This is a genomic window from Leptothrix cholodnii SP-6, from assembly GCF_000019785.1.
Classification (GTDB): domain Bacteria; phylum Pseudomonadota; class Gammaproteobacteria; order Burkholderiales; family Burkholderiaceae_C; genus Sphaerotilus; species Sphaerotilus cholodnii.
The window spans coordinates 4,423,089-4,435,563 of the sequence record NC_010524.1 but is presented as its reverse complement, the minus strand read 5'-3'; the positions used below and the strand labels follow the sequence as shown (position 1 = coordinate 4,435,563).

The window sequence follows — 12,475 nt, the reverse complement described above, 5'->3', positions numbered from 1 at the left end:
GCCGATGCCCTACAGCGACGTGACCCGCGTGCTGGCGATCCGGCACGGCGAGACCGCCTGGAACCGCGACGCGCGCATCCAGGGCCAGATCGACATCCCGCTCAACGACGCCGGCCTGGCCCAGGCCCGCAGCCTGGCGCAGGCGCTGGCCGAGGACGCGCTGGCGGCGGTCTACAGCTCCGACCTGCTGCGTGCGCACCAGACCGCCGAGGCGGTGGCGGCCGCGCAGGGCCTGGTCGTGCAGGCCGACGTGGGTCTGCGCGAGCGCCATTTCGGCGATTTCGAAGGCCGCACCTACCACGAGATCGACGCCGACCTGCCCGAGCTGGCACAACGCTGGCGCCGCCGCGACCCGGATTTCGGCCCGCCCGGCGGCGAGGTGCTGAAGGCCTTCTTTGCGCGCAGCGTCAGCGCGATCGAACGCATCGCCGCGTCGCACCGCGGCCAGACGATTGCCGTGGTCTGCCACGGCGGCGTGCTCGATTGCCTCTATCGCGCCGCCACCCGCCTGAGCCTGAACGCGCCGCGCACCTGGACGGTGGCCAACGCCAGCATCAACCGCCTGCTGTTCACCGACGACGGCTGCACGCTGGTCGGCTGGGGCGACACCCAGCACCTCGACGGCAGCGACCACGCGCCGCTGGACAGCCGCTCCGCGCATGCAGGCCACACGGCGATCGCCGCGGCGCCCCCGCTCGACGAAGGCAGCGACGGCGGCGCGGCCTGATCGCCTCGATCCTGCCGGCCCGGGTTCAGCCCTCGAACAGGTCGCTGCCGACCGGGCCGGCGCCACCGCGCGGTGGCGTCACGCCCAGGTGCCGATACGCCGCCAGCGTGGCGATGCGCCCGCGCGGCGTGCGCTGCAGGAAACCCTGCTGGATCAGGTACGGCTCGATCACGTCCTCGATCGTGCCGGCGTCCTCGCCGATCGCCGCGGCCACGTTGTCGAGCCCGACCGGGCCGCCGTCGAAGCGGTGGATCACCGCCTCGAGCAGCTTGCGGTCCATCACGTCGAAACCGCGCGGGTCGACGTCGAGCATGGTCAGCGCCAGCTCGGCGATGCGCTTGACGATGCGGCCGTCGCTCTTGACCTCGGCGTAGTCGCGCACCCGCCGCAGCAGCCGGTTGGCGATGCGCGGCGTGCCGCGTGAACGGCAGGCCAGTTCGAGCGCGCCTTCGGCGTCGATCGGCACGTTGAGCAGCCCGGCCGAGCGGGTGACGATGCGCACCAGCTCCTCGGGCGTGTAGAACTCCAGCCGCGCGACGATGCCGAAGCGGTCGCGCAGCGGATTGGTCAGCATGCCCGCGCGGGTGGTGGCGCCCACCAGCGTGAAGGGTTGCAGGTCGAGCTTGATGCTGCGCGCCGCCGGGCCTTCGCCGATCATGATGTCGATCTGGTAGTCCTCCAGCGCCGGGTAGAGGATCTCCTCGACCACCGGCGAGAGGCGGTGGATCTCGTCGATGAACAGGACGTCGTTGGCTTCGAGATTGGTCAGGATCGCGGCCAGGTCCTTGGGTTTTTCGAGCACCGGGCCGCTGGTCTGGCGCAGGTTCACGCCCAGTTCGGCGGCGATGATGTGGCTCAGCGTGGTCTTGCCCAGGCCGGGCGGGCCGAACAGCAGCACGTGGTCGAGTGCCTCGCTGCGCTTGCGGGCCGCGCCGATGAAGATCTCGAGCTGCTCGCGCGCCTTGGCCTGGCCGACGTACTCCTGCAGCAGCTTGGGGCGCAGGGCGCGCTCCATCGCTTCTTCATTCGGCGAGGTGGGTGCGGCGCTGATGAGGCGGCGGGTGCTGCCGGATGAGGGCGCCGGCGCGGCGGCAAACGAATCGGTCTGGATGGCCATGGCCGATTATCGGCAGGCTGGCACCGGGCTGGTTATTTCAACAGTGCTGAATTTGTCGTGCGCGACCGTGTCGCCGCGCCGGGGTCACTTGCCGAGGGCGCGCAAGGCGAGCTTGATGCCGTCGCTCACGCCCACGTCCGCCGGCAGCGGCTTGATGGCGGCGGCGGCTTCGCGCTCGTTGTATCCCAGCGCGATCAGCGCCTGCACGATGTCGGATTGCGCCTCGTTGCGGATCACCGCGCCGGGCAGCGCCAGGTCGGGGCCGAGCTTGCCCTTGAGTTCGAGCAGCAGGCGCTCGGCGGTCTTCTTGCCGATGCCGGGCACCTTGACCAGCCGGCCGGCCTCCTGGGCGCTGACCGCCTGCGCCAGGTCGGCCACGCTCAGGCCCGACAGGATCGACAAGGCGGTGCGTGCGCCCACGCCGCTGATCTTGAGCAGCTGGCGGAAGGTGGCGCGTTCGGTGGCGGTCAGGAAGCCGTAGAGCAGCTGGGCGTCCTCGCGCACCACGAAGTGAGTCAGCAGCGTGACGCGTTCGCCCAGCACCGGCAGGTTGTAGAAGGTGCTCATCGGCACGTCGACTTCATAGCCGACGCCGCCCACGTCGACGAGCAGCTGGGGCGGGGATTTTTCGGCCAGGGTGCCGGTGAGACGTCCGATCATGGGGCGCGATTATGAAGTGACGGCCCCGCGCCCGACGGCTACGCCGGGCGATCCCCCGAGGGGATGCGGGCCGGCTTGGGGCGGCCCGGCGCTCGGCCCGCGCGCTTGATCCTGATCAGCGCCGGAACAGGCCCAGGCGCTGCGCTTCGAGCGCGGCTTCGGCGCGCGAGCTCACGTTGAGCTTGCGGTAGATCTGCTTGACGTAGTCGGCGATGGTGTGGCGGCTCAAGCCCAGCTGCACGCCGATCTCGGGCAGCGTGAAGCCCTTGGCCACGCGCAGCAGCACCTCGCGTTCGCGTTCGGTCAGCTGCACGTTGGGCATCAGCTGGTCGGTGGTCGGCTGATAGGCCTGCGGCCGGTTGGCCTGCGCCGAGAAGTACGAAATCATGCGCCGCGCGATCGACGGTGACAGTGGCGGCTCGCCCTGGCTGATGCGCTGCAGGTGCTCCATCAGCTGCTCGCGCGGCTGCTCCTTGAGCAGGTAGCCGTAGGCGCCGGCCTGCAGGGCGGGAAACAGGTGATCGTCGTCGTCGTGGATGGTGACGACCACGCTCTGCGCATCGGGCTGCTGGTCGCGCAGCGCCTGCACCACCTTGACGCCCGAACCGTCGGGCAGGCCGAGGTCGACCATCGCCAGATCGAAGCGTTGGGCCGAGACCTGTTGCAGCGCGTCGTGGATGCGGGCCGATTCGACGACGGTCGAACCGGGGAACACCTGCACCACCAGCGCTCGCAGGTAGGCGCGGATTTCGGGCAGGTCTTCAAGCAGCAGAATCTGTTTCATGGGCGCTCCACAGGGCGGGCGGGCACCGCCGAGTGATCGAGTTATTGGATCTGATCAGTATCGACGGATTGCCCGGCCGTTGAATGCACTGCCTGGGGGATTGCGTCGGCAATTGTGGCCGGAATCATCACAGCGGCAAGGTCAGCCGGATCGTCGTGCCGTAACCGGGGCCTGACTCCACCAGGCACTGGCCCTGCAGCTGCTTGGCGCGGCCCTTCATCGTCGACATGCCGTGGCCGCGATCGAGCTTGCCGTCCAGCGCGATCGGGATGCCCTTGCCGTTGTCGGAGATGGTGAGTTCGAAGTCGCTGTGGTCCTGCCGGATCGAGACCTCGCAGCGGCTCGCGCCGCTGTGCTTGAGCACGTTGCTGACCGCCTCGCGCAGGATGCGGGTGGTCTGCACGTAGGCGCGTGCGCTCATCGCGCGTTCGCTCATCAGCAGCTCGTCGGGGGTGTTCCAGGTCAGCTCGACGCCGCCCTGCGAGAGCCGGCTCATGACTTCGCTGCGCCAGTCGCCGATGGCGTCGCCGACCTGCATCGCCCGGCCGGTCAGGCCGCGCACCGACAGCCGCATTTCCTCGAGCGCCTCGCGCGCCAGGGTGGCGATGCGGTCGTTCTCGCTGGTGTGCACGATCGTCAGCAGCTTGGCGCCGAGGTCGTCGTGCAGGTCGGCGGCGATGCGCTTGCGCTCGCGGGTGGTGACCTGCTCGACCCGCAGCTCGGCCATCTGGCCGTAGTTCTGTTCCATGTCGGCGGTGATGTCGATGACCCGCCGCTCGGCCTGGATGCGGCCCTGCTCGGCCGCCGCGATGGCGCCCTGGAAGAGCTGGTGCATGCGCCACACCATGCCGGCGAACATCACGATCACCGCCACGCTGATGGCGTGCTTGCCCGGCAGCAGCAGCACGCCGGGGCGCAGCAGCCACTCGCCGGCGAGCGTCAGCACGAAGGCCAGCGTCGCGGCCGCGCCGATCCAGAAGTCGGGCCGCGAGAACCGCCAGGCGCGGCGCAGGAACACCGCCAGCGTGGCCGCCAGTTCGAGCGTCAGGATGATCACCCACGGCAGCGCGACGCTGTGCACGCGCTCGGGCGCCGCCAGCGCCAGACTGGCCGGCACCATCAGGCACTGCAGCGCCAACGCCACTTCGAGCCAGACCACGCGCAGGCCGCAATAGCGCATCAGGAACAGGATGCCAGCCACGCCGACGGGTGGCGCGAGGGTGCAGATCAGCAGCTCGGTCCAGAGCGCCGGCACCGGCAGCGCGGCGCCGGTGAGCAGGCCGCACAGCACCGCCCAGCCCAGGCTGGCGGCGCCGAAGTAGCCGAAGTAGGGCAGCTGGCTCAGCGCCTTGAGCGCCAGCGCCGCCAGGCCGATCACGCCGGCTACCGTGGCCAGCGCATGCGCGGCGCCGAGGTTGTAGTTGCGCGTGTGCCGATGGAGCGGCTCGAGATCGGTGAACGCGCCGATGCGCACCGCCGACAGCTGCGCTGCCCGCTCGCGCGCCGCGACCTGCGGCAAGGCCAGCCCGGCGACGCGCACATCCAGCCGATTGCCGCTCGGCTTGAGCAGCGTGGGCGGCAGCACCATCAGCGCGGGCTCGTAGCAGTCGCTCGGCCGGGGTGCGACCAGGCTGCCGCGCATGTCGATCAGCTGGCCGTTCAGGCGCACCTCGTAGCTGGCGCAGACCTGCTCGAGGTAGGCCGCCATCAGGGTGTCCGGGGCGCTGGCGGGGCGGTCGAACTCGATGCGGTACCAGGCGTGGGTGTCCGGGCGCTGGCTGCGTTCCCAGACGTCGGGCAGCACGATGCGGCTGGTGTTGGCAGGCAACTCGGTGCCGTTGCCCGCCACCCCGCGTGCCACCTGGGCCTCGCGCAGCAGCACGCTGCCGCGTGTGGTGCCGGAGCCGGCCACCTCGAAACCCCACAGCACGACGATGCCCAGGGCCACCAGCAGCAGGCCCCAGCGCGCCGGATGCAAGGCTTGTGCGAGCGCGCGCACGCGCATCTTGGCCTTGTGCAGAACGACTTGGGTGGCGCTGGCAGGCAGGGCGAGGCGGGCTTGCGCTTGGAGAGAATTCACGGAAGTCGCGGGAAGCGTGGCGGGGACGAGAAACGAGACTGCGCAGTGTCCATCAGCCGGACATGGCGATGCGGGTTTTTGATTCTCGTGGACGGCCTCATCTGCCGGCGCGGCGCGACAATGACGTTTCCGGGCCCAGCCCGAAAGATCACACGCTTGCCTTGATCCTGCGCCACGCCTTCATCCCCCCCGACAACCGCCGGCTCGCCCACGTCTGTGGCGCCCTGGACGAAAACCTCCGCACCATCGAGGCCGCGTTCGACGTGGCGATCCGGCGGCGCAACGAGTCGTTCCGGATCGAGGGCGCCAAACGCGGCGCCGAGCGTGCGGTGGCGCTGCTGCAGCAGCTCTACGACCGCGCCACCCAGCCGATCGAGCCGGCCCGCCTGCAGCTCGACCTGGTGCAGGCGATGCAGGACGACTCGCCCCAGGCCGCTCACAACGGCCGTCGCAACGGTCTTGGCGATGCCGTCGTGGCGCTCGACGCCGTTCCGCCGGCCGACGAGATCGTGCTGCGCACGCGACGCAGCGACCTGAGCGGGCGCACCGTCAACCAGGTCGAATACCTGCGCCACATGCTCGGCCACGACATCACCTTCGGCATCGGCCCGGCCGGCACCGGCAAGACCTTCCTGGCGGTGGCCTGTGCGGTCGATGCGCTCGAACGCAACACCGTGCAGCGCATCATCCTGACCCGCCCGGCGGTCGAGGCCGGCGAGCGCCTCGGTTTCCTGCCCGGGGACCTGTCGCAGAAGGTCGACCCCTACCTGCGCCCGCTCTACGACGCGCTCTACGACCTGATGGGCCCGGACCGGGTCGGCAGGGCGTTCGAGAAGGGCCAGATCGAGATCGCGCCGCTGGCATTCATGCGCGGGCGCACGCTCAACCATGCGTTCGTGATCCTCGACGAGGCGCAGAACACCACGCCCGAGCAGATGAAGATGTTCCTCACCCGCATCGGCTTCGGCAGCCGTGCGGTGGTGACCGGCGACACCAGCCAGATCGACCTGCCCAAGGGCCAGAAGAGCGGGCTGGTCGACGCCTGCCAGGTGCTCGCCCAGGTGCGCGGCATCGCCACCACCCGCTTCACCTCGATCGACGTGGTGCGCCACCCGCTGGTGGCGCGCATCGTCGAGGCCTACGAGGCCGACCCGAGCCGCGGCCGGCGTGATGTCGACGCCGATGTCTTCTGAATTCCGGATGCCCATGACCCAACGCGTTTCCAAGGCCTCCAAGGCCCGCCCGTCGCTGAGCCTGTCCCTGCAGTTCGCCGATCCGCGCCATCGGGCGCAGCTGCCGCGCCACCACGTGGCGCGCTGGATCCGCGCCGCGCTCGAGCTGCCCGGCGAGTTCACCGTGCGCATCGTCGACGCCGAAGAGGCGCAAGGCCTCAACCGCGACTACCGCGGCAAGGACTACGCCACCAACGTGCTCACCTTCGACTACAGCGCCGAGCCGGTGGTGGCGGCCGATCTGGTGTTGTGCGCGCCGGTGGTCGAGGCCGAGGCCGCGGCGGCCGGCAAGACGCTGGTCGCGCACTACGCCCACCTGCTGGTGCACGGCGCGCTGCACGCCCAGGGCTACGACCACGAAGACGACGAAGAAGCCGCCGAGTGCATGGAAGCGCGTGAGCGCGAGGTGCTGGCCGCGCTGGGTTTCGACGATCCGTACGCCGAGCCGGCGGCATGATGTCTGCCGATCCGTCCGCCGAAGATCCCTTTCTCTGGCTCGAGGACGTGCTCGGTGAACGCGCGCTGGCCTGGGTCGGCGCGCGCAACCGGGAGTCGCAGAGCGAGCTCACGGCCTTGCCCAGCTACGCCGAACTGCGCCCGCGCCTGCTGGCGGTGCTCAACGCCCGCGACTGCATCCCGCAGGTCACGCGGCGCGGCGAGTTCTTCTACAACTTCTGGCAGGACGCCGGCCACCAGCGCGGCCTGTGGCGGCGCACCACGCTGGCGCAATACCGCCAGCCCGAGCCGGCCTGGCAGACCCTGCTCGACCTCGATGCGCTGGCCGCCGCCGAAGGCGAAGACTGGGTCTGGAAAGGCGCTACCTGTCTGGCGCCGGGCTGGCGCCGTGCGCTGGTGCAACTGTCGCGCGGCGGCGCCGACGCCACGGTCGTGCGCGAGTTCGACCTCGACGCGCTGCAGTTCGTCGCCGACGGTTTTGCGCTGCCCGAGGCCAAGAGCGACGTCAGCTGGCTCGACGCCGACACGCTGCTGGTCGGCACCGACTTCGGCCCGGGCACACTGACCGATTCCGGCTATCCGCGCCTGATCAAGCGCTGGCGCCGCGGCACGCCGCTGGCCTCGGCGCAGACGCTGTTTGCCGGCGAGCCCGGCGACGTGTCGGCCTGGTCCAGCGTCGAAGTGCACCCGAAGCGCCGGCGCGTGCTGCTCGGCCGCTCGGTCGATTTCTACAACACCCGCGCCTGGCTCTGGCTCGACGGCGGCGAGGCCGGCCCCGGCACGCTGACCGAATTGCCCAAGCCGCAGGATGCCGAACTCGACCTGCACGACGACTGGGTGGCGCTGAAGCTGCGCAGCGCGTGGCGCGTCGGTGCCGATCTGCACCCCAGCGGCGCGCTGCTGGTGGCGAAGCTGGATGCGTTGCTCGCAGGCCGGGCGGACTGGCAGCGCGTCTTCACGCCCGGCGAGCGGCGCTCGCTCGATCACTGGGCCTGGACCCGTTCGCAGCTGCTGCTCAACGTGCTCGACCAGGTCAGCAACCGGGTCGAGGCCTGCGCCTTGCCGGGCGAGGACGCCGTCGGTGATCAGGCTCCGTGGGCTTGCCGGGCGGTCGATCTGCCCGGGCCCGGCGCGCTCAGCGTGGTCGCCCTGAACGATCCGTGGACCGACGCCGACCCGCTGGCCGAGCAGTTCCTCGTCCACTACACCGACTTCCTGACGCCCGACCGGCTGATGCTCGCCAGCCTCGACGGTGCGCCGCTGCAGACGCTCAAGCAGCGCCCGGCGCAGTTCGACGCCAGCGGCATGTGCGTCGAGCAGCGCCTGGCCCGCAGCGCCGACGGCACGCAGGTGCCGTACTTCATCGTCTGGCCGGCCGGTGCGATGGCCGACGGCGACAACCCGACGCTGCTGTACGGCTACGGCGGTTTCGAGGTCTCGCTGCAGCCCTGGTATTCGGGTGTGTTCGGCCAGGCCTGGTTCGCGCGCGGTGGCGTGCTGGTGGTGGCCAACATCCGCGGTGGCGGCGAGTTCGGCCCGGCCTGGCACCAGGCGGCGGTCAAGGCCCACAAGCAGCGCAGCTACGACGACTTCATCGCCGTGGCCGAAGACCTCAAACGCAGTGGCGTGACCCGGCCGGCGCGGCTGGGCATCATGGGTGGCAGCAACGGCGGCCTGCTGGTGGGCGCGACCTTCACGCAACGGCCCGAACTGTTCGGCGCGGTGGTCTGCCAGGTGCCGCTGCTCGACATGCGGCGCTACCACCGCCTGCTCGCCGGCGCCTCGTGGATGGCCGAATACGGCGACCCCGACCAGCCTGAAGACTGGGCCGTGATCCGGCGCTACAGCCCCTATCACCAGCTGAGCGCCAACCGGGTCTACCCGCGCGTCCTGCTGACCACCTCGACCCGCGACGACCGGGTCCACCCCGGCCACGCCCGCAAGATGGTGGCGCGGCTGCAGGCGCTCGGGCATGCGGTGCTGTATTACGAAAACGTCGCCGGCGGTCACGGTGGCGCGGCCGACAACGAACAGCGCGCCCACCTGCAGGCGCTGGAATACAGCTATCTCTGGGCCCAGCTCGGTCAGGGCTCGGCAGCGGACTGAGGTTTTGCGCTGCGAGGCGGGGCGCCGACGGCTTGCGTGATCTGCTCGCGCAGCCAGCGCTGGGCCGGATGGCGGTCGTGGCGCCGGTGCCAGAGCATGTGCACATTCAGCGCGGCCAGCGGCAGCGGCAGTGCGCGGCTGACCAGCTCCTGCTGCGCGCCGGTGACCGACAGGAAGGCATCGGGCAGCACCGTCAGCAGATCGGTCTGCGCCACCACCCGACCGGCGGTGAAGAACTGGTTGACCGTGAGCACCAGCCTGCGGCGCCGCTGCACGCTGGCCAGCGCCTCGTCGATCAGCCCCTGTCCGCGGCCTGAGAAGCTCACCAGCAGGTGGTCGGCGGCGCAGTAGGCGTCGAGGCTCAGTTCGCCCTCGGCGAGCGGATGGCCGCGCCGCATCACGCAGACGTATTCGGTCTGGTAGAGCGACTGGTGCAGCAGCGGCGCCTGTGCGCCCAGGCCGGACATCCGGGCCGCGACTTCCGGAAAGTGCCCGATCGCCAGATCGGCCTCGCCCTGTTCGAGCAGCGGGCTGGGGTCGCGCGTGGCCAGCGGCTGCACCCGCAGGCTGGCCAGCGCGTGTTCCGCCTGCAGCTGTCCCAGCAGGCGCGGCAGGATCAGCGCCGCGGTGGCGTCGGCCATCGCCAGCGCGAAGGTGTGCGGCTGGCTGCGGGGCTCGTAGATGCTGGGGTCGAGGCTGTCGCGCAACTGGGTCAGCGCCGACTGCACGGTCGGCCAGAGTGCTTCGGCACGGGCGGTCGGCCTGACGCCGAAGGCGCTGCGGGTGAAGAGCGCCTCGCCCACGCTCTCTCGCAGGCGGCGCAGCGCGTTGCTGACGGCGGGCTGCGTCATGGCCAGCTGCTCGGCGGCGCGCGTCAGGTTGCGCTCGGCCATCACGGTGTCGAAGACCCGCAGCAGGTTCAGATCGAGGGTGCGGAAGTTCATCGGACGGCCCGGTGGTGGTCGCTCAAGATATCACCTTCGTGAATGCCGATGATTCACAAAAGCTGCTTGGTCTATATCGAGGGTTTACCCTAGACTGCAGGCACTGGGGTTAACCCTGACCCCCTTAGGAGTAAGAAATGTCTGCAACCACCATGACCTTCCATCACGAATCCGCGTTCGATGCCTTCGCGGCTCGCGTCGGTACCGTGACGGTCCGCGCATTGCGTTCGGTGGCGAACCTGTTCCCGGCCGACGTGCGTACCGAACCCAAGACGGCAGAAGAACTGCTCGAATGGGCGGCCCAGTATGAAGCCACCCAGCCGTCCTACGCCGCCGACCTGCGTGCTGCTGCGCTGAACCATCAGAACCACGTGCACTGAGATCCGTCGCCCGCACTGACGGGCGCGACGGACGCAAAAAAGCCCGCCATCGGGCGGGCTTCGGGGCCGGAAGTGTCGGGTCTCAGCGAGCCAGGCGCACTTCGATCTGGGCCTTGGTGGCGCGCAGCGCGTCCGGCAGGTTGTGGGCGAGTTGCTCGAACAGCTGTTCGTGCAGCGCCAGCTCCTGCTGCCAGGCCGCGTGGTCGATGCCGATGACGCTCTCGAACTGGGCCTGGCTGAATTCCATGCCGTCCCACGACAGGTCGTCGTAGCGCGGGCTGACACCGAAGACGTGTTCTTCGCCCTCGGCCTCGCCCTCGATGCGGCCCAGCATCCACTGCAGCACGCGCATGTTGTCGCCGTAACCCGGCCACACGAACTTGCCGTCGGCGCCCTTGCGGAACCAGTTGACGCAATAGATCGCCGGCAGCTTGGCTTCGGCGGCTTCGAGGCGCGCGCCCAGATCCAGCCAGTGCTGGAAGTAGTCGCTCATGTTGTAGCCGGTGAACGGCAGCATGGCGAACGGGTCGCGGCGCACCACGCCCATCTGGCCGGCAGCGGCGGCGGTGGTTTCCGAGCCCATGGTTGCGGCCATGTAGACGCCTTCGACCCAGTTGCGCGCTTCGGTCACCAGCGGCACGGTGGTCGAGCGACGGCCGCCGAAGATGAAGGCGTCGATCGCCACGCCGGCCGGGTTGTCCCACTCGGGGTCGAGCGCCGGGTTGTTGGTGGCGGCCACCGTGAAGCGGGCGTTCGGGTGCGCAGCCGGGCGCAGCTTGCCGTCGGCGCCGCGGGCGGTTTCGGGCGTCCAGTCCTTGCCTTGCCAGTCGATCAGGTGGCTGGGCAGCTCGTCGGTCATGCCTTCCCACCAGACGTCACCGTCGTCGGTCAGCGCGACGTTGGTGAAGATGACGTCGCGGTTCAGCGACGCCATGCAGTTCGGGTTGGTCTTGAAGTTGGTGCCCGGGGCCACGCCGAAGTAGCCCGCTTCCGGGTTGATGGCGCGCAGCTTGCCGTCGGCGCTGGGCTTGATCCAGGCGATGTCGTCGCCGATGGTGGTGACCTTCCAGTCGCCCAGGGCAGCCGGCGGGATCAGCATCGCGAAGTTGGTCTTGCCGCAGGCGCTCGGGAAGGCGGCGGCGACGTGCGACTTCTTGCCCTCGGGCGAGGTCACGCCCAGGATCAGCATGTGCTCGGCCAGCCAGCCCTGGTCGCGGCCCATGTTCGAGGCGATGCGCAGTGCGAAACACTTCTTGCCCAACAGCGCGTTGCCGCCGTAGCCCGAACCGTAGGACCAGATCTCGCGGGTGCTCGGGTAGTGGACGATGTACTTGGTCTTGTTGCACGGCCAGGTGACGTCCTTCTGGCCGGCTTCGAGCGGTGCGCCCACGGTGTGCACGCAGGGCACGAAGTCGCCGTCGACACCCAGCACGTCGTAAACCGCGCGGCCCATGCGGGTCATGATGCGCATGTTGACCGCCACGTACGGGCTGTCGGAGAGTTCGACGCCGATGTGGGCGATCGGCGAGCCCAGCGGGCCCATGCTGAACGGCACCACGTACATCGTGCGGCCACGCATCGCGCCGCGGAACAGCGCGGCGTCGCCGCTTTCCAGCAGGCTGCGCATCTGCGCCGGTTCCATCCAGTTGTTGGTCGGGCCGGCGTCTTCCTTGCGGTCGCTGCAGATGTAGGTGCGGTCTTCGACGCGCGCCACGTCGCTCGGGTCCGACCAGGCGAGGTAGCTGTTCGGGCGCTTGGCCTCGTCGAGCTTGCGGAAGGTGCCGGCGGCGACCAGTTGCTGGCACAGCTGGTCATATTCGGCCTGGCTGCCATCGCACCAGTGGATCGCTGCAGGCTGCGTGAGCGCGGCGATCTCGGCAACCCAGGCGATCAGCTTGGCGTTCTTGACGAATGACGGTGCGTTCACGTGCACGCCGGCCATGGCGGGATGGTTCATTGAATCGACTCCGAGGTTAAAAAAGCATCTCG

11 protein-coding genes are annotated in these 12,475 nt (G+C 69.7%); 5 read left to right on the top strand and 6 right to left on the bottom strand.

Going from position 1 to position 12,475, the window contains the following annotated elements:
- The first annotated feature begins 4 nt into the window (after nt 1-4).
- Nucleotides 5-727, top strand: coding sequence for a histidine phosphatase family protein (locus LCHO_RS19695; protein WP_012348954.1), 723 nt, complete (start codon nt 5-7; stop codon nt 725-727).
- 25 nt (nt 728-752) lie between these two features.
- Here LCHO_RS19695 and ruvB read toward each other — a convergent pair whose 3' ends face one another.
- The 4 genes from ruvB to LCHO_RS19675 all read right to left on the bottom strand — a co-directional run bounded on the left by ruvB (nt 753) and on the right by LCHO_RS19675 (nt 5,368).
- Nucleotides 753-1,844, bottom strand: coding sequence for a Holliday junction branch migration DNA helicase RuvB (ruvB, locus tag LCHO_RS19690; RefSeq protein WP_012348953.1), 1,092 nt, complete (start codon nt 1,842-1,844; stop codon nt 753-755).
- A gap of 84 nt (nt 1,845-1,928) precedes the next feature.
- Nucleotides 1,929-2,504, bottom strand: a complete 576-nt coding sequence (gene ruvA, locus LCHO_RS19685; RefSeq protein WP_012348952.1) for a Holliday junction branch migration protein RuvA — start codon at nt 2,502-2,504, stop codon at nt 1,929-1,931.
- 115 nt (nt 2,505-2,619) lie between these two features.
- Nucleotides 2,620-3,288, bottom strand: coding sequence for a response regulator (locus LCHO_RS19680; protein WP_012348951.1), 669 nt, complete (start codon nt 3,286-3,288; stop codon nt 2,620-2,622).
- A gap of 127 nt (nt 3,289-3,415) precedes the next feature.
- Nucleotides 3,416-5,368: a sensor histidine kinase gene (locus LCHO_RS19675; protein ID WP_150105525.1), complete on the bottom strand. Its 1,953-nt coding sequence runs from the start codon at nt 5,366-5,368 to the stop codon at nt 3,416-3,418.
- Nucleotides 5,369-5,529: 161 nt separating this feature from the next.
- Here LCHO_RS19675 and LCHO_RS19670 point away from each other — a divergent pair, with 161 nt between their 5' ends.
- The 3 genes from LCHO_RS19670 to LCHO_RS19660 are packed head-to-tail and all read left to right on the top strand — an operon-like array spanning nt 5,530 to nt 9,162.
- Nucleotides 5,530-6,561 (top strand): PhoH family protein, encoded by a 1,032-nt coding sequence (locus LCHO_RS19670; RefSeq protein ID WP_043704518.1) that lies wholly within the window; start codon nt 5,530-5,532, stop codon nt 6,559-6,561.
- Between the two features lie 13 nt (nt 6,562-6,574).
- Nucleotides 6,575-7,057 carry an rRNA maturation RNase YbeY gene (ybeY, locus tag LCHO_RS19665; RefSeq protein ID WP_012348948.1) on the top strand — a complete coding sequence of 161 codons (483 nt, stop codon included), beginning with the start codon at nt 6,575-6,577 and terminating at the stop codon, nt 7,055-7,057.
- Nucleotides 7,054-9,162, top strand: a complete 2,109-nt coding sequence (locus tag LCHO_RS19660) for a prolyl oligopeptidase family serine peptidase (protein ID WP_012348947.1) — start codon at nt 7,054-7,056, stop codon at nt 9,160-9,162. Before ybeY ends, LCHO_RS19660 begins: the two co-directional genes overlap by 4 nt.
- Here LCHO_RS19660 and LCHO_RS19655 read toward each other — a convergent pair.
- Nucleotides 9,141-10,106, bottom strand: coding sequence for a LysR family transcriptional regulator (locus LCHO_RS19655; protein ID WP_012348946.1), 966 nt, complete (start codon nt 10,104-10,106; stop codon nt 9,141-9,143). The genes LCHO_RS19660 and LCHO_RS19655 overlap by 22 nt on opposite strands.
- 137 nt (nt 10,107-10,243) lie before the next feature.
- On the opposite strand from LCHO_RS19655, the gene LCHO_RS19650 reads away from it, so the two are divergent.
- Nucleotides 10,244-10,486, top strand: a complete 243-nt coding sequence (locus LCHO_RS19650; RefSeq protein ID WP_012348945.1) for a hypothetical protein — start codon at nt 10,244-10,246, stop codon at nt 10,484-10,486.
- Nucleotides 10,487-10,568: 82 nt separating this feature from the next.
- On the opposite strand, the gene LCHO_RS19645 is transcribed toward LCHO_RS19650, so the two are convergent.
- The gene (locus tag LCHO_RS19645; RefSeq protein ID WP_012348944.1) at nt 10,569-12,443 is read right to left on the bottom strand and encodes a phosphoenolpyruvate carboxykinase (GTP); all 1,875 of its coding nucleotides are present in this window, start codon (nt 12,441-12,443) and stop codon (nt 10,569-10,571) included.
- Between the last annotated feature and the right edge of the window lie 32 nt (nt 12,444-12,475).